Annotated in this window: 15 protein-coding genes and 1 tRNA gene; 9 read left to right on the top strand and 7 right to left on the bottom strand. The window is 66.4% G+C overall.

The genetic code is table 11. The annotated features are described in order from the left end of the window. Positions 1-92: 92 nt before the first annotated feature. A complete protein-coding gene (locus tag RTW82_RS15925; RefSeq protein WP_316925679.1) occupies positions 93-2,630 on the bottom strand; it encodes an ATP-binding protein in 2,538 nt (845 codons plus the stop codon). A gap of 248 nt (positions 2,631-2,878) precedes the next feature. Here RTW82_RS15925 and RTW82_RS15920 point away from each other — a divergent pair, with 248 nt between their 5' ends. The 4 genes from RTW82_RS15920 to RTW82_RS15905 are packed head-to-tail and all read left to right on the top strand — an operon-like array spanning position 2,879 to position 8,942. Further along, on the top strand, positions 2,879-6,367 hold the full coding sequence (locus RTW82_RS15920; protein WP_316925678.1) for a response regulator: 3,489 nt from the start codon (positions 2,879-2,881) through the stop codon (positions 6,365-6,367). A 1-nt stretch (position 6,368) separates the two neighbouring features. Beyond that, entirely contained in the window at positions 6,369-7,187 is an 819-nt protein-coding gene (locus RTW82_RS15915; protein WP_021218653.1) for a CheR family methyltransferase, read from the top strand. Then, entirely contained in the window at positions 7,184-7,768 is a 585-nt protein-coding gene (locus RTW82_RS15910; RefSeq protein ID WP_316925677.1) for a chemotaxis protein CheB, read from the top strand. The genes RTW82_RS15915 and RTW82_RS15910 overlap by 4 nt, the downstream gene beginning before the upstream one ends. Continuing rightward, positions 7,758-8,942 carry a hybrid sensor histidine kinase/response regulator gene (locus RTW82_RS15905; protein ID WP_316925676.1) on the top strand — a complete coding sequence of 395 codons (1,185 nt, stop codon included), beginning with the start codon at positions 7,758-7,760 and terminating at the stop codon, positions 8,940-8,942. Before RTW82_RS15910 ends, RTW82_RS15905 begins: the two co-directional genes overlap by 11 nt. A gap of 6 nt (positions 8,943-8,948) precedes the next feature. Here the strand turns inward: RTW82_RS15905 and RTW82_RS15900 are convergent, their stop codons facing one another. The 5 genes from RTW82_RS15900 to RTW82_RS15880 all read right to left on the bottom strand — a co-directional run bounded on the left by RTW82_RS15900 (position 8,949) and on the right by RTW82_RS15880 (position 12,959). Beyond that, entirely contained in the window at positions 8,949-9,077 is a 129-nt protein-coding gene (locus tag RTW82_RS15900) for a hypothetical protein (protein ID WP_271659306.1), read from the bottom strand. A 170-nt stretch (positions 9,078-9,247) separates the two neighbouring features. Further along, a tRNA-Phe gene (locus tag RTW82_RS15895) sits at positions 9,248-9,323 on the bottom strand. Between the two features lie 77 nt (positions 9,324-9,400). Continuing rightward, positions 9,401-9,673, bottom strand: coding sequence for an oxidative damage protection protein (locus tag RTW82_RS15890; RefSeq protein WP_021218657.1), 273 nt, complete (start codon positions 9,671-9,673; stop codon positions 9,401-9,403). Continuing rightward, positions 9,670-10,737: an A/G-specific adenine glycosylase gene (gene mutY, locus RTW82_RS15885; protein WP_316925675.1), complete on the bottom strand. Its 1,068-nt coding sequence runs from the start codon at positions 10,735-10,737 to the stop codon at positions 9,670-9,672. The genes RTW82_RS15890 and mutY overlap by 4 nt, the downstream gene beginning before the upstream one ends. Then, positions 10,734-12,959 carry an AsmA family protein gene (locus RTW82_RS15880; protein WP_316925674.1) on the bottom strand — a complete coding sequence of 742 codons (2,226 nt, stop codon included), beginning with the start codon at positions 12,957-12,959 and terminating at the stop codon, positions 10,734-10,736. Before RTW82_RS15880 ends, mutY begins: the two co-directional genes overlap by 4 nt. A 220-nt stretch (positions 12,960-13,179) precedes the next feature. Here RTW82_RS15880 and RTW82_RS15875 point away from each other — a divergent pair, with 220 nt between their 5' ends. Next, positions 13,180-14,397 (top strand): sterol desaturase family protein, encoded by a 1,218-nt coding sequence (locus RTW82_RS15875; RefSeq protein ID WP_316925673.1) that lies wholly within the window; start codon positions 13,180-13,182, stop codon positions 14,395-14,397. A gap of 3 nt (positions 14,398-14,400) precedes the next feature. Here the strand turns inward: RTW82_RS15875 and RTW82_RS15870 are convergent, their stop codons facing one another. Further along, positions 14,401-14,799, bottom strand: coding sequence for an acetyl-CoA sensor PanZ family protein (locus tag RTW82_RS15870; RefSeq protein ID WP_316925672.1), 399 nt, complete (start codon positions 14,797-14,799; stop codon positions 14,401-14,403). A gap of 160 nt (positions 14,800-14,959) precedes the next feature. Here RTW82_RS15870 and RTW82_RS15865 point away from each other — a divergent pair, with 160 nt between their 5' ends. The 4 genes from RTW82_RS15865 (at position 14,960) to RTW82_RS15850 (ending at position 18,263) form a co-directional block, all read left to right on the top strand. Then, complete coding sequence (locus RTW82_RS15865) at positions 14,960-16,618, top strand: OFA family MFS transporter (protein WP_021218662.1); 1,659 nt, start codon at positions 14,960-14,962, stop codon at positions 16,616-16,618. A gap of 149 nt (positions 16,619-16,767) precedes the next feature. Continuing rightward, positions 16,768-17,361 carry an imidazoleglycerol-phosphate dehydratase HisB gene (hisB, locus tag RTW82_RS15860; RefSeq protein WP_021218663.1) on the top strand — a complete coding sequence of 198 codons (594 nt, stop codon included), beginning with the start codon at positions 16,768-16,770 and terminating at the stop codon, positions 17,359-17,361. After that, complete coding sequence (gene hisH / locus RTW82_RS15855) at positions 17,361-17,999, top strand: imidazole glycerol phosphate synthase subunit HisH (RefSeq protein ID WP_316925671.1); 639 nt, start codon at positions 17,361-17,363, stop codon at positions 17,997-17,999. Before hisB ends, hisH begins: the two co-directional genes overlap by 1 nt. A gap of 3 nt (positions 18,000-18,002) precedes the next feature. After that, entirely contained in the window at positions 18,003-18,263 is a 261-nt protein-coding gene (locus tag RTW82_RS15850; protein ID WP_316925670.1) for a DUF2164 domain-containing protein, read from the top strand. Positions 18,264-18,319: the final 56 nt, after the last annotated feature.

Below are 18,319 nucleotides of genomic sequence, written 5' to 3'. Positions count from 1 at the left end.
ACGGTTTTTGCCTGGGTTCGACGCAAAGGCGGCGCACCCTACGCGCAAAACGCTCGCAATTCCAGTGCCAGGCGCTGGCCAGAGAGGGTGTTTCAGCGGGCCTTGCCGCGCCCTTCCAGCAGGCTGGAGACCTTCTCGCGCAGTTCGTCGATGGAGAAGGGTTTGGCGATCATGTCCATCTGGGTGGCCAGCTCGCTGCCGTCGATGCTGACGATCTCGGCATAGCCGGTGGCGAACAGCACACGCAGGCCCGGGCGCAGGTTGCGGGCCACGGCCGCCAGCTCCTGGCCGTTCATGCCGGGCAGGCCGATGTCGGTGAGCAGCAGGTCGATGGTCGCGTCGCTGCGCAGGATGGCCAGCGCCTGCTGGCCGTCGCAGGCCTCCATCACCTGGTAGCCGAACTCTTCCAGCACCTCGACCGTGAGCATGCGCACCACGTCGGCGTCTTCCACCACCAGAATGGATTCACGGTTGGCCGCCCCTGTGGGCTGCTCGACTGGGCTTTGTTGTTGTTCCGACAAAACGGGACCTCGCGGTAGATAAAGGCTGACACGGGTGCCTTGGCCGGCGCCGCTTTGCAGGCGGACCTGGCCACCGGTCTGTTTGATGAAGCCATATACCATGGACAGCCCCAGCCCGCTTCCCTGACCCAGCGGTTTTGTCGTGAAGAAGGGTTCGAAGGCGTGGCTCAGCACCCTCTCGTCCATGGCTCGGCCGGTGTCATGCACTTCCAGCAGCAGGTAATCGCCCGGGCCCGGCTCCGCGCCTTCGGCGCTTTCTTCCGGGGCGCTGGCGCGGATCAGCAGCTGGCCACCGTCGGGCATCGCCTCGCGGGCGTTGTCCACCAGGTGCTCCAGTGCCTTGCACAGCTGTTCGGCGTCGCACAGGGCTGTGGTGGGCAGCGGGTCGGCCTGCAGCACCAGCTTCACCGCCGGCCCGGCGCGTTCCGCCAGGTGTGGGCGATGTTCGGCGAGCCAGGCATCAAGGCGGATCGGCTGTATATCCAGGGCCTGGCGGCGGGCGAATGACAGCAGGTTGTGGGTCAGCGCGGCGCCACGCTCGGCGGAGTCGGTGGCGGCGTCGATGAAGCGCTCGAGGTCCTGGCGGGATTCGTCCGGCAGGCGCCGGCGGATCAGGTCGAGGCCGACGCGGATGCCCGCCAGGAGATTGTTGAAGTCGTGGGCGATGCCGCCGGTGAGCTGCCCGACCGCCTCCATGCGCTGGGCGTTGCGCAGCGCCTCTTCGGTGCGTCGCAGCACCTCGGCGGTGCGTTTTTCCTCGGTGATGTCGCGGCCGTTGCCGTACTGGATGTCGTTCTCCGGCGTGGCGCTCCAGGACAGCCAGCGGTAGCTGCCGTCGCGGTGCCGCAGGCGGTTCTCGAAGCGCCGGATCCTCAGGCCCCCGGCCAGTTCCTGGCGGGTCTGGTCGGTACTGGGGATGTCGTCCGGGTGCTCCAGCCAGTGCGTCGTGCGACCCAGCAGTTCTTCCTCGCTCCAGCCCAGGGTCGTGGTCCAGGCCGGGTTGATGCTGAGCAGGCGGCCCTGCTGGTCGGCGACGCAGAGCAGGTCCAGGGAGAGGTTCCAGATGCGGTCGCGCTCCAGGGTGCGTTGATGCAGGCGGTCCGTCTCTTCGGCCTGGCGGGCTGCCCGTGCCAGGTCGCCGCTGAGGCTTTCCGCCAGCTCGTCGAGGAAGCGCCGGTAGCGTGCATCCAGCGGGCGTCGCGGGCTGATGGCACACACCAGCACGCCCAGGGGGCGGTCATCGGCAATAAGGGGCAGCACCCGCGCGCGGGTGACCGGCTCCGGCCAGGGCGGCAGCGACCGCGGTCGCTCCAGCTCGATATCCAGGGTGTCGCCAGCGGCGGTCGCTGCCCAGGGCGCCGTGCCCGGGGCCAACTCCAGGGGAGCCAGCGCATCGCCCGGTTCCAGGCCGCTGCAGAGGGCCAGCTCGGCCCGCCCTTCGGCGTTGAGGCGGTAAAGCAGGCAGAAGGGCAGATCGGCAGCGCCGCCGCGGAGCACTTCCTCCGCGAGGCGGCAGGCCTCTGCGGGGCTGGCAGCGGTGCGGGTACTGGCGCGCAGTTCGCCCAGCAGCCGGCTGCGCCGCGCTTCGATGACCTGCACGGTGGTTTCGATGACGGTGTTGAACAGGCCGGTCGGGCGGCCGTCGAAGCCGAGAATCGGGCTGACGTTGTAGTTGAAGTAGCACTCCTCGACGTAGCCGAAGCGCTGCATCGGCAGCAGCCCGTCCTCGACGTGCACCGCGACGCCGGTTTGCATGATGCCGTCGAACATGGGCTCGAGCGTGTCCCAGATATCCGCCCAGGCTTCCCGCGCCGGCCGGCCCAGGGCCCAGGGGTGCTTGTCGCCCGGGATGGCGCTGTAGGCGTCGTTATAGAGGAGGTGATAGTCCCGGCCCCAATAGATGCATACCGGGAAGCGCGAATTGAGCCCTACGCCGAGGATGGACTTCAGCGGGGCGGCCCAGTCCTGCAGGGCACCCAGCGGGGTGACGCCCCAGTCGTGGGCGCGGATCAGCGGTGCCATTTCCCCGACGCTGTTGAGGAAGTCCCCTGCTGCGGCAGCGGTGGGTGGCGGGGCGGGGAAGGCGTGATCGTTTGAGCTCGCGTCCATCGGTTCTTCTGCGGCGCTCGTGCGCTTTTCGGGGCTGATCGTCTTAGAAGTTCCCGACTTGGAAAGATTCCGTATTTTTTAATGAACCTTTTTCCCCCTCCCGGTGTTCCAAGCGGAACCTCTGCCCTTGGTGTCGATGTGCCATGTGAAGAGGGTGATTGGTTAAAGAAGGTCAGCGCATTAACATGCGGAACCCTCCGATATCCCCAACAGATCGGTGATTTTAGGCACCAGGCCAGGGAACACAGATGACCACCATGAACTCCACCGACGAGAAGAGCTTTCGGCGCATCCTCGCGCGCAACGTCGCCCTGCCGCTGGGCGTCGGCGTGCTTGGCGCCATGCTTTTCGTCGCGCTGATCTCCTACCTGCTTTATGTGCTCAGCTGGGTCGAGCACACCGATATCGTGATCAGCAATGCCAACGACGGCCTGCGCCTGTCCGTGGACCAGGAGTCCGGCCTGCGCGGCTACCTGATTTCCGGCAACGCCACCTTCCTGCAGCCTTATGAGCAGGCGCGGCCGCGCATCAAGGCGGCCATGTCCGGCCTGCGCGAGATGGTCAAGGACAACCCGCCCCAGGTGGAGCGCGTGCGCACCATCGAGGCGCTGCAGGAGGAGTGGGACCGTTTCGCCAAGGAGATGATCGACCGCAAGCGCGATGGCCTGAACGTCGTCGATGCCGTCAGCGAGGGCCGGGGCAAGCAACTGGTGGATGCCGTTCGCGAGCAGTACCGCATCTTCATCAACCTGGAGCGCCAGCTGCGCCACGAGCGCAACGAGAAGGCCAGTGATACGGCCATCCTCACCATCGCCCTCTACCTGCTCTTCAGCCTGAGTTTCAGCGGCCTGCTGGCGTTCTTCGGGCGCCGCGAGCTGTTGTCCCTCTCCACCACCTACAGCGAGTCCCTCGCCCAGCAGCGGGCCCACAGTGAGCACCTGCAACGCCAGGCCTGGCTGCGCGACGGCCAGGCGCTGCTCTCCGAGCGCATCATCGGCCAGCAGACCCCGCCGGTGCTGGGGCGCAACATGCTGGAGTTCCTGGCCGGCTACCTGGACATGGCGGTGGGTGCGCTCTATGGCCGTGACGAGCACGGCAGCCTGCAGCGCGTCGCTTCCTACGGTTTCTCCCGCGAGCTGGAGAGCCGCGAGCAGAACTTCGCCAGCACCGAGACCCTGGTGGGCCAGGTGGCGGTGGAAAAGCGCATCCGTGCGCTCGACGCCCTGCCGGCCGGCTATATCAAGGTCAGCTCCGGCCTGGGCGATGTGGAGCCGCAAGCGGTGCTGCTGGTGCCGACCTTCAGTGATGGCGAGGTCAATGGCGTGATCGAGCTGGGCTTCCTGCGCCGCCTCGAGCCGCGTGATTCGGCGCTGCTGGAGATGATTGCCGGCAACCTGGGTACCGCCCTGGAAGCGGCCCGCTACCGCCAGCGCCTGCAGGTGGTGCTGGAGGAAACCCAGCAACTGAACGAAGAGCTGCAGGTGCAGCAGGAAGAGCTGAAGACCGCCAACGAGGAGCTGGAGGAACAGTCCCGCGTGCTGCGCGAGTCCCAGGCCCACCTGGAGACCCAGCAGGCGGAGCTGGAGCAGACCAACGAGCGCCTCGGCGAGCAGGCCCAGGAAATGGCGGCCCAGCGCGACGACCTGGACAACAAGAACAGCGCGCTGAACAAGGCCCAGGTGGAGCTGGAAGCGCGCGCCGAGGAGTTGCAGCGGGCCAGCCGCTACAAGTCCGAGTTCCTCGCCAACATGTCCCACGAGCTGCGCACGCCGCTGAACAGCTCGCTGATCCTGGCCAAGCTGCTGGCGGACAACCAGGCCGGCAACCTCAACGACGAGCAGATCAAGTTCGCCGAGTCCATCTACTCCGCCGGCAACGACCTGCTGAACCTGATCAACGACATTCTCGACATCTCCAAGGTCGAGGCCGGCAAGCTCGACGTGCGGGCCGAGAACACCAATGTCCAGCGCCTGGTCGAAGGGCTGCGGGGGGTGTTCCAGCCCCTGGCCGACGAAAAGCGCCTGGCCTTCCACCTCGATATCGATGCCGATGCGCCGGAGGTGCTCTACACCGACCGCCAGCGTGTGGAGCAGATTCTCAAGAACCTGCTGTCCAACGCCCTCAAGTTCACCGACAAGGGCGAAGTCGGCCTGCGCGTCAGCCGTGCCCGGGGTGGCATCGCCTTCGCCGTCAGCGACACCGGCATCGGCATCCGTGGCGACCAGCTCGGTCCCATCTTCGATGCCTTCCACCAGGCCGATGGCACCACCAACCGCCGTTTCGGTGGCACCGGGTTGGGCCTGTCCATCTCCCGTGACCTGGCGGAACTGCTCGGCGGCTCCATCCTGGTGTCCAGCGAGCCGGGCAAGGGCAGCCTGTTCACCCTGTTGCTGCCGGAAACCTACCAGAGCCGTGGTGAGGCCGAGGCCGTGCCCCTGGCGGTGGTCGAGAGCCGCCCCGTACAGCGCGTGGCGCCGCCGCCGACTCCGGATGCACCGCGTGCCGAACCCATTCCCAGCTTCCCGGATGACCGTGGCCAGGCCGACCTGGGCGGGCGCTGCGTGCTGGTGATCGAGGACGAGCCCAAGTTCGCGCAGATCCTCTATGACCTGGCCCACGAGCTCGGCTACCGCTGCCTGGTGGCCCATGGTGCCGACGAGGGTTACCAGCTGGCCGACGGCCATTCGCCCGACGCCATCCTCCTGGACATGCGCCTGCCGGACGAATCCGGGCTCTCGGTGCTGCAACGCCTCAAGGGCAACCCGCACACCCGCCACATCCCCGTGCACGTCATCTCGGTGGAGGACCTCAGCGAGGCCGCCATGCACCTGGGCGCCATCGGCTATGCGGTCAAGCCCACCACCCGCGACCAGCTCAAGGATGTGTTCGGCAAGCTGGAGGCCAAGCTCACCCAGAAGGTCAAGCGCGTGCTGCTGGTGGAGGACGATGCCCTGCAGCGCGACAGCATCGCCCGCCTGATCGGCGACGACGACATCGAAATCACCGCCGTCGAGTTCGGCGAGCAGGCGCTGGAGCTGCTGCGCTCCACCCTGTTCGACTGCATGATCATCGACCTCAAGCTGCCCGACATGCAGGGCAACGACCTGCTCAAGCGCATGGGCAGCGAGGACATCTGCTCCTTCCCGCCGGTCATCGTCTACACCGGGCGCAACCTGACCCGCGACGAGGAAGCCGAGCTGATGAAATACTCGCGCTCCATCATCATCAAGGGCGCGCGCTCCCCCGAGCGCTTGCTGGACGAGGTCACGCTGTTCCTGCACAAGGTCGAATCGGAGCTCTCCAGCGAGCGGCAGAAGATGCTCAAGACCGCCCGCAGCCGCGACAAGGTGTTCGAGGAGCGGCGCATCCTCCTGGTGGACGACGACGTGCGCAACATCTTCGCCCTCACCAGCGCCCTGGAGCAGAAGGGCGCGCGGGTGGAGATCGCCCGCAACGGCCGCGAGGCCATCGACAAGCTCAATGCGGTGCCGGAGATCGACCTGGTGCTGATGGACGTGATGATGCCGGAGATGGACGGCTACGAAGCCACCCGCCTGATCCGCGAGGAAGCGCGCTGGGCCAAGCTGCCGATCATCGCGGTGACCGCCAAGGCGATGAAGGACGACCAGGACCTGTGCATGCGCGCGGGCGCCAACGATTACCTGGCCAAACCCATCGACCTGGATCGGTTGTTCTCGCTGATCCGCGTCTGGCTGCCGAAGCTGGAGCGCATCTGAGATGCCCGAACGCACCCAGGAAATCGAGCTGCGCCTGCTGATCGAGGCGATCTACCTGAAGTACAGCTACGACTTCCGTGACTACTCGGGCTCCTCCCTCAAGCGCCGGGTGCTCTACGCCCTGAACCAGTTCGAGTGCGCCACCATCTCGGCCCTGCAGGAGCGCATCATCCACGACCCCCAGGCGTTCCACGAGCTGCTGCAGTACCTCACCATCCCGGTCAGCGAGATGTTCCGCGACCCCAGCTACTTCCTCGCTCTGCGCCAGGAAGTGGTGCCCATCCTGCGCACCTACCCCTCGATCAAGGTATGGATAGCCGGCTGCAGCACCGGTGAGGAAGTGCACTCGATGGCCATCCTCCTGCATGAGGAAGGGCTGCTGGAGCGCACGCTGATCTACGCCACCGACATCAACCCGCAGTCCCTGGAAAAGGCCCGGCGCGGCATCTACTCCCTCGACGACATGCGCCAGTACAGCGAGAACTATCGCAAGGCCGGGGGGCGGGGGTCGCTGTCGGACTACTACACTGCGGCGTACGACGGCGCGTTGTTCGACAAGGCCCTCCGGGAGAACGTCACCTTCGCCGACCACAGCCTGGCGACCGATGCGGTGTTCTCCGAGACCCAGCTGATCTCCTGTCGCAACGTCCTGATCTATTTCAACAAGCAGTTGCAGGACCGCGCCCTCGGGCTCTTCCACGAGTCCCTGTGCCACCGCGGCTTCCTCGGCCTGGGCAGCAAGGAGAGCCTGGACTTCTCCGCCTACGCCAACCGCTTCGAGGCGCTCAACCGCCAGGAAAGGGTGTTTCGCAAACTATGAGCACGCAGCAGTGGGACGCAGTGGTGGTCGGGGCATCCGCCGGTGGCGTGGAAGCGCTGCTGACGGTGTTCAGCGGCCTGCCCGCCGACTACGCGCTGCCGCTGGTCTGCGTGCTGCACCTGCCGGAGTCTCGTGACAGCCTGCTGGCCGATCTTTTCTCCCGGCGCCTGGCGCTGCGGGTGAAGGAAGCCGAGGACAAGGAAAGCCTGCGCCCCGGCACGCTGTATTTCGCCGCGCCCGGCTACCACCTCTCCATCGAGCGCGACCGCAGCCTGTCCTTCAGCCGCGAAGAGCCGCTGCACTACTCGCGGCCGTCCATCGACGTGCTGTTCGAGTCGGCCGCCGACTGCTTCCAGGAACGCCTGGTGGGCGTATTGCTCACCGGCGCCAACCAGGACGGCGCGGCGGGCCTGGCGGCGATCAAGCAGGGCGGTGGCCTGACCGTCGTCCAGGACCCGCTCGAAGCGCAAGTGCCGACCATGCCCGAGGCCGCCCTGGCGAGCCACGTGCCCGACCATATTCTTCCGTTGCGCGGCATTCGCGCACTCCTGGCCCAACTGGACCCCGCCCATGCCGACTAGCCAAACGAGCAAGCTGCTGATCGTCGACGACCTGCCGGAGAACCTCCTGGCGCTGGAGGCGTTGATCAAGGGCGAGGGACGCCAGGTGTACCAGGCCAGCTCGGCCGACGAGGCGCTGGCGCTGCTGCTGGAGCACGAGTTCGCCCTGGCCATTCTCGATGTGCAGATGCCCGGCATGAACGGTTTCGAACTGGCCGAGCTGATGCGCGGCACGGAAAAGACCAAGCACATCCCCATCGTCTTCGTCAGTGCCGCCGGGCGCGAGCTCAACTACGCCTTCAAGGGCTATGAGAGCGGCGCGGTGGATTTCCTCTACAAGCCCCTGGACCACCACGCCGTGCGCAGCAAGGTGGCGGTGTTCGTCGAGCTGCACCGCCAGCGCAAGCTGATGGCCTGCCAGCTGGATGCCCTGGAGCAGGGCCGCCGCGAGCAGGACGCCTTGCTCGCCGAGCTGCGCGCCACCCAGGCCGAGCTGCAGCGCGCGGTGCAGATGCGTGACGACTTCATGTCCATCGTCTCCCACGAGCTGCGCACGCCGCTCAACGGGCTGATCCTCGATACCCAGCTGCGCCAGATGTACATGGCCAAGGGCAATGCCGCGGTGTTCAGCGAGGACAAGCTCAAGGCCATGTTCGACCGCGACGAGCGGCAGATCAGAAGCCTCATCCGCCTGATCGAGGACATGCTCGATGTGTCCCGCATCCGCACCGGCAAGCTGTCGATCCGCCCCGAGCGCACCGAGCTCGGGCGCCTGGTGCGCAATGTCACCGAAAACTTCGAGCAGCAGCTGCAGGGCGTCGGCTGCGAGCTGAGCCTGGAGATCGACGGCGAGCTGCACGGTGTGTGGGATGCCTTCCGCATCGAGCAGGTGGTCAGCAACCTGCTGAGCAATGCCCTGCGCTATGGGCCGGGCAAGCCGATACGGGTGCGTGTGCAGAGCGAGGGCAACGAGGCGCGGGTGGAGGTCAGCGACAATGGCGTCGGCATCTCGCCTGCCGATCAGCGGCGCATCTTCCAGCAGTTCGAGCGGGTCAGCGGCTCGGAGAAGATCGCCGGCCTCGGGCTCGGCCTGTACATCTCCGAACAGATCGTCACCGCCCACGGCGGGCGCATCGACGTCACTAGCGAGAAGGGCGAAGGCGCCACCTTCAGCCTGGTGCTGCCCCTGGGCTGACGCCTTTCACTCCACCTGCGACTCGTCTGGGTCGCGGGGCTGCTCGCCGTCATCGCGATCCGGGTCCACGGGTTCGGGATCGCGGCCGGGGCGCTGCGGGTCGCTGTCCACCGGCAGGTCGTCTTTTCCAGTCATGTCGCACCTCCTCGGGTCATGCTGTTTCGAGCCTGACCGGCGTGAGGGCGTTCAAACAGAAACTCGGATTGGCGTCTGCCGATGCTGAATCGCAGGCAACAAAAAACCCGCACTAGGCGGGTTTTCTGTTTGCTTCCAGCTGATGCCAGCACCACCTGAAAGCTTGAAGGTGGTGCCCAGGGACGGAATCGAACCGCCGACACGGGGATTTTCAATCCCCTGCTCTACCAACTGAGCTACCTGGGCAACGGGGCGCTATTAAACGGATTTCAGAGGGGGTCGTCAAGCGTGTTTCGAAAAAATTTTTCAGCCTTTACGGGCGCTTACGCGCTCGGGGGTACATAACCGTCCGCCTGGGCGTATTCCTCGCCGGAGAAGAACTTGTCCATCTCGGCCTGGAGGAACTTGCGGTCTTCGGCGTTCATCATGTTCAGGCGACGTTCGTTGATCAGCAGGGTCTGGTGCTTCTGCCATTCGTCCCAGGCTTTCTTCGAGACGTTGTTGAAGATGTCTTCGCCCTTGGCGCCGGGGTAGGGCGGGCGGTCGAGGCCGGGCAGTTCTTCGTTGTACTTGCGGCACTTGACGGTGCGGGTCATGGCTTTTCTCCTGCATTCAATACATCGGCCGCGCGCTTGAGCAGCTTCTTCACCGGGGCGGCGAGGCCCAGGCGCGGCGGGGTGGCGAGGTTATACCAGAGCCAGTCGGCATCGGCCACGACGCCTTGGTCGCGTTCCACGTGCACCAGCCAGGGCTCGATGGCCAGCTGGAAGTGGCTGAAGGTGTGGGTCAGCTCCGGCAGCGCCTCGCGCTCGCCCAGGCGCAGGGCGTGCTGGCTGGCGATGGGGTCGAGAGCGGCCAGGTCGTCCAGCTCCGGCAGGCTCCAGAGCCCGCCCCAGAGCCCGGTGGAGGGGCGGCGGTAGAGGAGGATGGCGCCTTCGCGGTTGGCCAGGATGGGCATCAGGGTGCGCTTCTGCGGCAGCTCCTTGCGCGGCTTGGGGATCGGGTAGCGGATCTCCAGCCCCAGCAGGTGCGCCTGGCAGCCGCTCTGCAGCGGGCACAGCAGGCAGCTGGGCTTGCTGCGGGTACAGAGGGTGGCGCCCAGGTCCATCATCGCCTGGGTGTAGTTGTTCACCCGCTCCCGGGGCAGGAAGCGCTCGGCCACCGCCCACAGCTGCTTGGCCACCTTGGGCTCGCCCGGGTAGCCCTCCTGGGCGACGTAGCGGGCCAGCACGCGCTTGACGTTGCCGTCGAGGATAGGCGCGCGCAGGCCCATGGACAGGCTGGCGATGGCCCCGGCGGTGGAGCGGCCGATGCCGGGCAGCTCGGCGAGCTGTTCGACATCGCGGGGGAACTCGCCGCCGTGCTGCTCCATGACGATCTTCGCGGTCTTCTGCAGGTTGCGTGCGCGGGTGTAGTAGCCCAGGCCGGTCCACAGGTGCAGCACTTCGTCCTCGGGGGCTTCGGCCAGGTCGCGCACGGTGGGCAGGGCGGCCATGAAGCGGTCGAAGTAGCCGAGCACGGTGCTGACCTGGGTCTGCTGCAGCATGATTTCGGAGACCCAGACGCGGTAAGGGGTGATGCCCAGCTGCCAGGGCAGGTCGTGGCGGCCGTGGCGGTCGTACCAGTCGAGGACGGCGCTGGAGAACTGCTCGGGGCTCATCGCTTGAACAGCCCCTTGAGCGCGTCCTTGAGTTCCGGGCTGACCTTGTCGCCCAGCTTCTCCTCGAGCTTCTCGCTGATCTTGTCGCCGGCCAGCTTGGCGGCGATCTTGCCCATGCCGTCCTTGTCCAGGCGGCAGGCCTTGGCGCCGATCTCCAGCGGGCCACGGCAGTGCAGCGGCCATTCGATGCCGATATAGCGCTTGTTCACCTGGCAGGCCGGGTCGGGCATTTCGCCCTTGTCGCCTTCGATGGTGATGCCGACGCGGTAGTCGAGGCCGAGCACGCGCAGGTCCACATCACCGTTGCCGTTCAGGCTGAGGCCGGGAATGCGTGCCTTGAGGTCGGGGTTGCTGGCGACGCCACGGTTGAACACCAGGCTGCCCTGCAACTGCTCGAAGGGGGTTTCCTTGCCGCTGTAGGTGGTGGTGAGGGCCTTGCGGTTGAGGGTGGCGATGCCCTGACACAGTTGCTGTTCGAGGTTGGCGTCGAGCAGCGCGCCGTCGTTGAGGACGAAGCTGGCGGTGCCGTTGAGGCCGTCGACCCAGGCTTTCTGGCTGTTGCCGCTGGTGGTGATGTCGGCGCTCAGGTCCAGGGCGCCTCGTACCGGTGGCTTCTGCTCCAGGGCGGTGAGGATCTTCTCCACCGGGATGTGGTTGATGCGCTTCTGCGCGGCCAGCAGCGGTACCGGGGGACGCACGTCGAGGCTGGCCTTGGCTTCGAAATCACCGCCGTAGAGGGCGCCGCGCATCTGCTCCAGCTCGATCAGGCCGCCTTTGCCGCGGGCCTTGAGACGGGCATCGCCCAGGGGCAGCTTGTCGAAGGTCAGTTGGCCGAAGACGAGGTCGGCTTCCAGGTCGAGTTTGCGCAGGGGCTCCAGGGGCAGTACCGGCTCTTCGCTCCAGGCGTGCTGGCTGGGCTTGTCGGGCAGCGGCGTGGTGCCGGCCTGGCCGGCAGCGGCGACGGCGCCTTGCACTTCGGCCTGGCGGGCACTGGTGTCCTTGTCCTTCTTCTTCGGCGGCAGGTAGCGGTCGAGGTCGAGCTTGTCGCCCTTGAGCTGCACGCGCAGGGCCTGCTTGTCGAGGTCGGCGATGGCCAGGCGACCGCTGAAGGTGCTGTCGTCCAGCTTCAGGTTGAGCTGCTCCAGGGCGAGGCTGGTGGGCGTGCCGGCCAGCTTGGCGGCCATCTCGAATTTCTTCAGGGTGCCGGCGTCCTGCATGGCAGGCAGTTCCACGCCGAGCCCGGTGAGGAACTCGCGCAGGTCGAGCTGGGCGATGGACAGGCCGCCTTCCAGGCGCGGGGTCTTGTCCAGGTCATGCACCTTGAGTTCACCCAGGGCGCGCAGCTGGTTGGCGGAGAGCTTCAGGCCGTTCCACTCGGCGACGTTGGCGGCGAGGTCGGCCAGCAGCTGGCCCTGGGCGTTGAAGGTGAGGGTCTTGCCCTTGAGCGGCTCGCCCGAGGCTTCGCCGCTGAGCTTGGCGTCTTCGAGCTGGTAGCGCTTGAGGGCACGGTCGAAGCGCAGGCTGGCGGCCAGTTCGGTCTTGGCGCGCATCAGCGGCTGGTTGCTGCCGAAGAAGGCGGTGAGCTTGAAGGGGATGCTGGCGGCTTCACGGATGGCGCCGGTGGTCAGCTCGATGCTTTCGGCGCTGTATTGCTTGCCGGTCTTGGCGTCGGTGTAGTCGACGCGGGCGTTGTTCACCGTGAGGCTGTCGATATCCAGCTTGATCGGGCGTGCCGGGGCGTTGTCGGGCTGCTGCGCCGGGGTTTCTGCCGGGGTGCCGGGCTTGGCGGCGTCGGCAGGCGCGGCTTGGGCGGTCTGTGCCGGGCGGCCGATGTCTTCCCAGTTACCGTGGCCCTTTTCGTCCCGTACGAGGGTGAGGTTGAGGCCTTCGACGCGGATGTCGCTCATCTGCACTTCCTTGCGCAGCAGCGGCAGCACGCGCACGGAGAGGCCGAGCATCTGCAGGTCGGCGAAGGGTTTGTCGGGGGTGGCGGCGCTGGCCAGGGTGGTGTCGTGCAGCTCCAGGCCCAGCCAGGGGAACAGGCTCCAGCCGATGTCGCCTTTGAGGTCGAGTTCCAGGTTGGCCTTGTCGCGGGCGATCTGGCGGATCTCGTCCTTGTAGTCGTTAGGATCGAACAGGTGGGTCAGGGCGAAGCCCAGCGCCACGATGATCAGCAACAGTCCGAGGAGGAAGAGGCCCAGGATTTTGCCGATGGATTTCATGGACGAGTCCTTGTGGTGGGTGCATGTGGAGTGAGGGCGCCGAGTATAGCGCCAGCGAGGTCAGCTGTTTGGATGATGAAATCGCCCGGCGGTTCACCGCCTGCCCCAGCGAACCTGGCGCGCGCTGCACCGGCATTTGGCGCGAGCGGTCGGGAAGGGCGGTGGGGCGCTGATCTAGTCTGGCCGGCACAGGTACGACAATGACAATGACGAGGTGCCCATGAACGTGGCGGTGCTGGCCTTCCCGCTCTACATCCTGCTGATGCTGCTGGAGCTCGCCTACGAGCGGCATTCCGGCCGCTCCACCTATCGCCTGGCGGACGCTGCCACCAGCATCAACACCGCGGTATTGCGAGTGCTGCTGGAAGGGCCGCTGCGCCTGCTGCTGGTGCTGCCCTACGCCTGGCTCTACGAGCACGGGCGGCTGCTGGAGCTGGACGCAGCGTCGCCCTGGGTCTGGCTGGGCGGCTTCATCGCGGTGGATTTCTGCTTCTACTGGGCCCATCGCACCCTGCACCGCTACAACCTGCTGTGGGGGGCGCACCAGCCGCATCACTCCAGCGAGGACTTCAACCTGTCCACCGCGCTGCGCAAGGGCGCCTTCCAGACCGCCTTCGACTGGCCCTTCTACCTGCCCCTGGCGCTGCTCGGCCTGCCCCTGCCGCTGTTCCTGGTGCTGCTGGGCGTGCAACTGACCTACCAGTTCTGGATCCACAGCCAGCATGTGGGCCAGCTCGGCTGGCTGGAGAAGGTGTTGGTGACGCCTTCGCTGCACCGCGTGCATCACGGCCAGAACGATTGCTACATCGATCGCAACCACGGTGGCGTGTTCATCATCTGGGACAAGCTCTTCGGCACCTTCACCGAGGAGCGCGAGCCGGTGATCTACGGGGTGACCACGCCGGTGCGCACCTTCGACCCGATCCGCCTGCAGTTCAGCTGGTGGCGGCTGCTCTGGGACGACGCCCGGGCGACCCGTTCCTGGTGGGACAAGCTGCGCCTGTGGTGGATGCCCACCGGCTGGCGCCCGGCGGATGTGCGCGAGCGGCCCTGGCCGAAGATGACCGACGAGCGTTTCGAGAGCGCCTACCCCCGGCAACTGGTGGCCTATGCCTTCGTGCAGTTCCTGTTGATCAACCTGCTGGCGCTGGGGTTTCTCGCCTGCGTACGTCGCGCGGCGGTGTGGGAGCCGTGGCTGCTGGTGGTGGCGATCCTTTCCGGCTGCCTGAGCCTGGGGCTGCTGTTCGAAGGGCGCGGCAGCCTTTGGCGCGTCGAGGCGCTGCGCCTGGTAGCGATGGCCGGCCTGGCGCTGGGCTGGGGCGCCTGGCTGGCGCCGGGGCTCTGGTGGCTGGGGCTGGTGCTGGCGGGATTGTGCCTGGGCAGCCTGGCCTGGCTGATGCTGCTGGGCCGCACGGCGCAGGGCGCCGCGACGGCCTGAGGCTCAGAAACTGACGAGCGGCAGGTGGGTGCGGGCGGCCAGGGCCTGGCTTTCCAGGTGCCCGGCGGGGGCGGCCAGGCGCAGTTCGCAGCCGGCTTCGCGGGCCATGCGCTGGGCTTCGTCGAGCAGGCGCCGGGCTACGCCGCGCTGGCGGGTGATGGTGCGCACGCAAAGGTGGGACAGCTGCCAGTGGCCTTCGCCCCGCTGCAGCAGGGCTGCGCCCAGCAGGCGATCGTTGAAGCGGCCGGTCACCAGGCTGCCTTCTGCGAGCGCGGATGTGACCAGGTCCTCAGTCCCGGCAAAAGGTGCGAACAGCCAATCGGGGGCGTCGGCGTAGATGCGGGCGAGGTCATTCCTGTCCTGGTCGCTGATTCGGTCGGGTGTTTCGACGATGACGGGCATGCGTGTCCTTATTGAGGCGCGGGCGGTGACGGCGGGATAATACGCGACGCAATGCCGCAGTCTCGTGGGACTTGCGGTTTTGCGTGTGGCCCGTGCTTGGGGAGCAACCAGTTTTGTACGGGCCGCCCACCTGCGTGCACCTATAAAGGATAAATAATCAATGAGCAGTACCTTGAGTCTGGACGGCAAGGCCGCCCGGCCGGCGTTCCTGTCGAAGGAACGGACGGTGGCCCGACAGGGCTTCAACCGCTGGCTGGTTCCGCCGGCGGCCCTCGCCATCCACCTGTGCATCGGCATGGCCTACGGTTTCTCCGTGTTCTGGCTGCCCCTGTCCAAGGCCATCGGCGTCACCGCGCCGGTCGCCTGCGCCCCCGAGCTGGGCTTCTTCGCCCAGGTCTTCGCCAGCGATTGCGACTGGCAGATCTCGATGCTCGGCTGGATCTACACCCTGTTCTTCATCTTCCTCGGCTGCTCGGCCGCCATCTGGGGTGGCTGGCTGGAGCACGCGGGGCCGCGCAAGGCGGGCCTGGTTTCGGCCTTCTGCTGGTGCGGTGGCCTGCTGATTTCCGCCTTCGGCGTCTACATCCACCAGATCTGGCTGATGTGGGTGGGCCTGGGCGTGATCGGCGGTATCGGGCTCGGCCTCGGCTACATCTCGCCGGTCTCGACCCTGATCAAGTGGTTCCCGGACAAGCGCGGCATGGCTACCGGCATGGCGATCATGGGCTTTGGCGGTGGCGCCATGGTCGGCGCGCCCCTGGCTGCCGAACTGATGAGCCACTTCGCCTCCGCCGATAGCGTCGGCGTCTGGCAGAGCTTCGTGGTCATGGCGGCGATCTACTTCGTCTTCATGGTCGGTGGCGCCCTGGCCTACCGCGTGCCGCCGACCGGCTGGAAGCCCAAGGGCTGGACCGCGCCGGTGAAGAAAGCCAACAACGCGATGATCACCAAGGGCCACGTCCATGTGAACACCGCGTGGAAGACCCCGCAGTTCTGGCTGGTCTGGGCCGTGCTCTGCCTCAACGTGTCCGCCGGCATCGGCATCATCGGCATGGCGTCCCCGCTGCTGCAGGAAGTCTTCGCCGGCAAGCTGATCGGCAACCACCTGAGCTTCAACCAGCTGGATGCCGCGCAACTGGCGCAGATCGCCGCCATCGCGGCGGGCTTCACCGGCCTGCTGAGCCTGTTCAACATCGGTGGCCGCTTCTTCTGGGCGTCCTTCTCCGACCTGATCGGCCGCAAGGCGACCTACTTCGTATTCTTCGCCCTCGGCTTCGTGCTCTACGCACTGGTGCCCTGGACCGGCCACCTGGGCAGCGTCGCGTTCTTCGTGTTCTGCTTCTGCCTGATCCTGTCCATGTACGGCGGCGGCTTCGCCACCGTGCCGGCCTACCTGGCGGACCTGTTCGGCACCCAGATGGTCGGTGCCATCCACGGTCGCCTGCTGACCGCCTGGGCCTTCGCCGGCATCCTCGGCCCGGTACTGGTGAACTACATCCGCGAGTACCAGCTGAGCATCGGCGTCGAACGCGCTGCGGCGTACGACATCACCCTGTACATCCTCGCCGGCCTGCTGGTGCTGGGCTTCATCTGCAACATGCTGGTGCGCCCGGTGGATCCGAAGTACTTCATGACCGACGCCGAACTGGCCGCCGAGCGTGCCATCGGCCATGACGCCGCCAAGGAAGCCGCGGACCTGGAATGGTCGGCCGACCCGTCCAGCAAGCCGCTGGTCATCGCGGCCTGGCTGGCCGTGGGCCTGCCGCTGGCCTGGGGCGTGTGGATCACCCTGCAGAAGACAGCCGCGCTGTTCAGCTGAGTGCCACACCTGTGAATCGCCGGGGCCGACTTCATGTCGGCCCCGTGCGTTTCGGCCCCCTGTAGTCCTCCCGCCGTTCGGCTTCAAGCCCGTCGCATTCTCGGCCTATAATGTCGCCCCTTTTGCCCAATGATTTTGCGGAGCTGGTGATGGCCGAACGTAAGGCATCCGTCGAACGCAACACCCTGGAGACCCAGATCAAGGTCTCGATCAACCTGGATGGCACTGGCAAGGCGCGCTTCGATATCGGCGTGCCCTTCCTCGAGCACATGCTCGACCAGATCGCCCGCCATGGGCTGATCGACCTGGACATCGAGTGCAAGGGTGATCTGCATATCGACGACCACCACACCGTCGAAGACGTCGGTATCACCCTCGGCCAGGCCTTCACCCAGGCCATCGGCGACAAGAAAGGCATCGTCCGCTACGGCCACTCCTATGTGCCGCTGGACGAAGCGCTGTCGCGCGTGGTGATCGACTTCTCCGGCCGCCCCGGCCTGCAGATGCACGTGCCCTTCACCCGTGCAACGGTCGGCGGCTTCGACGTCGACCTGTTCCAGGAGTTCTTCCAGGGCTTCGTCAACCACGCCCTGGTGTCCATGCACATCGACAACCTGCGTGGCCACAACACCCACCACCAGATCGAGACCGTGTTCAAGGCCTTCGGCCGCGCGCTGCGCATGGCCGTGGAGCTCGACCCGCGCATGGCCGGCCAGATGCCCTCCACCAAGGGCGTGCTCTGATGCAGACCGTTGCTGTCATCGACTACGGCATGGGCAACCTGCACTCGGTCGCCAAGGCGCTGGAACACGTCGGCGCCGGCCGGGTAATGGTCACCAGCGACGCCGACGTCATCCGTGAGGCCGACCGCGTGGTCTTCCCCGGTGTCGGCGCCATTCGTGACTGCATGGCCGAGATCCGCCGCCTGGGCTTCGACGAGCTGGTGCGTGAGGTGAGCAAGGACCGCCCGTTCCTCGGCATCTGCGTCGGCATGCAGGCGCTGCTGGAGCACAGCGAGGAGAACGGCGGTGTCGACTGCATCGGCCTGTTCCCCGGCAAGGTGCGTTTCTTCGGCAAGGGCATGGTGGAAGACGGTGAGCTGCTGAAGGTGCCGCACATGGGCTGGAACGAGGTGGCTCGCACCCTCGACCACCCGCTCTGGCACAACATCCCCGACCAGGGCCGCTTCTACTTCGTGCACAGCTACTACATCGAGGCGGGCAACCCGCGCCAGGTCGCCGGTCGCGGCCACTACGGCAAGGATTTCGCCGCCGCGCTGGCCGAGGGCTCGCGCTTCGCCGTGCAGTTCCACCCGGAGAAGAGCCATACCAATGGCCTGCAGCTGCTGCAGAACTTCGCCGCCTGGGACGGGCGCTGGTAAGCCATGAGCCGCGCCAAGAAGGCCCCCGTGCTGCAACTCGATGCCGCCCAGACGCGGGACGCCGTGCTGGCGATCAAGCAGTTCATGGCGGAACGCTTCGAGCTGGAGCTGGGCTCCTTCGAGGCCGAGGAAGTGCTGGATTTCTTCGCCCGGGAATTCGCCCCGAGTTTCTACAACAAGGCGATCTTCGATGTGCAGGCGCACCTGAAAGACAGGTTCGAAAGCATCGAGAGCGATTTGTGGGCGCTCGAAAAAGGTAGCTGAAAGCGACAGGCAGCCAAGCTGCAAGAGACACGAATGCGCCTGCTTGCAGCTTGAGG

Origin of the sequence: Pseudomonas sp. zfem005 (genome assembly GCF_032621735.1) — a bacterium.
GTDB lineage: Bacteria > Pseudomonadota > Gammaproteobacteria > Pseudomonadales > Pseudomonadaceae > Metapseudomonas > Metapseudomonas solani.
The sequence above is the reverse complement of the archived record's forward strand: the minus strand, read 5'-3'. Positions and strand labels throughout refer to the sequence as shown.

Bases quoted from the DNA above. Each gene is read 5' to 3' on its own strand.
- RTW82_RS15920 (WP_316925678.1), top strand. From the start codon at position 2,879: ATGACCACCATGAACTCCACCGACGAGAAGAGCTTTCGGCGCATCCTC.
- RTW82_RS15925 (WP_316925679.1), bottom strand. From the start codon at position 2,630: ATGGACGCGAGCTCAAACGATCACGCCTTCCCCGCCCCGCCACCCACC.
- RTW82_RS15910 (WP_316925677.1), top strand. From the start codon at position 7,184: ATGAGCACGCAGCAGTGGGACGCAGTGGTGGTCGGGGCATCCGCCGGT.
- RTW82_RS15850 (WP_316925670.1), top strand. From the start codon at position 18,003: ATGAGCCGCGCCAAGAAGGCCCCCGTGCTGCAACTCGATGCCGCCCAG.
- RTW82_RS15890 (WP_021218657.1), bottom strand. From the start codon at position 9,673: ATGACCCGCACCGTCAAGTGCCGCAAGTACAACGAAGAACTGCCCGGC.
- RTW82_RS15900 (WP_271659306.1), bottom strand. From the start codon at position 9,077: ATGACTGGAAAAGACGACCTGCCGGTGGACAGCGACCCGCAGCGCCCC.
- mutY (WP_316925675.1), bottom strand. From the start codon at position 10,737: ATGAGCCCCGAGCAGTTCTCCAGCGCCGTCCTCGACTGGTACGACCGC.
- RTW82_RS15875 (WP_316925673.1), top strand. From the start codon at position 13,180: ATGAACGTGGCGGTGCTGGCCTTCCCGCTCTACATCCTGCTGATGCTG.
- RTW82_RS15880 (WP_316925674.1), bottom strand. From the start codon at position 12,959: ATGAAATCCATCGGCAAAATCCTGGGCCTCTTCCTCCTCGGACTGTTG.
- RTW82_RS15870 (WP_316925672.1), bottom strand. From the start codon at position 14,799: ATGCCCGTCATCGTCGAAACACCCGACCGAATCAGCGACCAGGACAGG.
- RTW82_RS15905 (WP_316925676.1), top strand. From the start codon at position 7,758: ATGCCGACTAGCCAAACGAGCAAGCTGCTGATCGTCGACGACCTGCCG.
- RTW82_RS15865 (WP_021218662.1), top strand. From the start codon at position 14,960: ATGAGCAGTACCTTGAGTCTGGACGGCAAGGCCGCCCGGCCGGCGTTC.
- RTW82_RS15915 (WP_021218653.1), top strand. From the start codon at position 6,369: ATGCCCGAACGCACCCAGGAAATCGAGCTGCGCCTGCTGATCGAGGCG.
- hisH (WP_316925671.1), top strand. From the start codon at position 17,361: ATGCAGACCGTTGCTGTCATCGACTACGGCATGGGCAACCTGCACTCG.
- hisB (WP_021218663.1), top strand. From the start codon at position 16,768: ATGGCCGAACGTAAGGCATCCGTCGAACGCAACACCCTGGAGACCCAG.